Annotated in this window: 2 protein-coding genes and 1 pseudogene; 2 read left to right on the forward strand and 1 reads right to left on the reverse strand. The window is 47.6% G+C overall.

All coding sequences use genetic code 11. From position 1 onward, the window contains the following. Positions 1–244 (reverse strand): hypothetical protein (locus A3763_RS19160; protein WP_156495184.1); only part of this gene is annotated, 244 nt, incomplete at its 3' end. 158 nt (positions 245–402) lie between these two features. Between A3763_RS19160 and A3763_RS27700 the strand changes: the two genes are divergently transcribed. Beyond that, positions 403–576, forward strand: a complete 174-nt coding sequence (locus A3763_RS27700) for a hypothetical protein (RefSeq protein ID WP_156495185.1) — start codon at positions 403–405, stop codon at positions 574–576. A 40-nt stretch (positions 577–616) separates the two neighbouring features. After that, positions 617–889 (forward strand): annotated as a pseudogene (locus A3763_RS19165) (serine hydrolase domain-containing protein); the annotation flags it as partial.

The following is an 889-nucleotide window of genomic DNA, read 5'->3' on the forward strand; positions in this document are numbered from 1 at the left end:
CGCCATACATTTTAATTTGCAATTCGTTGTTGGTTTTACGTTGTATCCAATCAATCCCTTTCTGCCAAACCGGTGGTAAATGAGAAACAGGAGGCGCCGGGTGTGCAAACTTCCACTGTGTCACTTTGCCACTCGTCGGGATCGAACCACCCTCCTCTAGCAACCAGGCGTCAACAGGTGTCGCGGAATAGGAAGTTGACGCGCCACTCATGAAGGCCAACACAAACCCAAGCATACGAAGCATTGCTTTAATTCTCTTAAACAACTCTTTTTATCTTTTATTATCGATATTGTTAACACTTAACGCCTGACTGACAGCCAGTTGGATATCCATAATTATGACAAATATCAATTCATGGACTACATTGTATAAACCTACAGTTCTATAAGAGATTGGTCAACGTGTCAGCCACAATCACCGACGATATTCCCTATTCAGGTTACTGCGCCCCTGGCTATGAAGCCGTGAAGGAGGCTTTTCTAGTAAACCTCAAAGAACGGAATGAAATTGGCGCTAGCGTTGCCGCCTATAATCACGGCGAAAAGGTAGTCGACTTATGGGGGGGGGGGTTATAAGGATAAAGGTAAAACACAACTCTGGGAGGAGGATACTCTTTGCTGCGTTATGTCCGTTACCAAAGCTATCGCTTCCCTCGCTGTACTCTCACTTGCGGACAGAGGAATCATCGATCTCGACCAGCCTGTCTGCACGTATTGGACAGAGTTTGCTCAGGCGGGAAAAGACAAAATCACAGTACGCTGCGTTTTGGCTCAACTCGCAGGCGTTCCTGTTGCCGATGCAGCGCCTGCCGGTTCCCTCTATCAAAAAGGGGTTGTCGAGCAAGCATTAGAAGTTCAAGCACCACTTTGGCCCGCAGGCTCTACTCCC

Source organism: Oleiphilus sp. HI0128 (genome assembly GCF_001635365.1).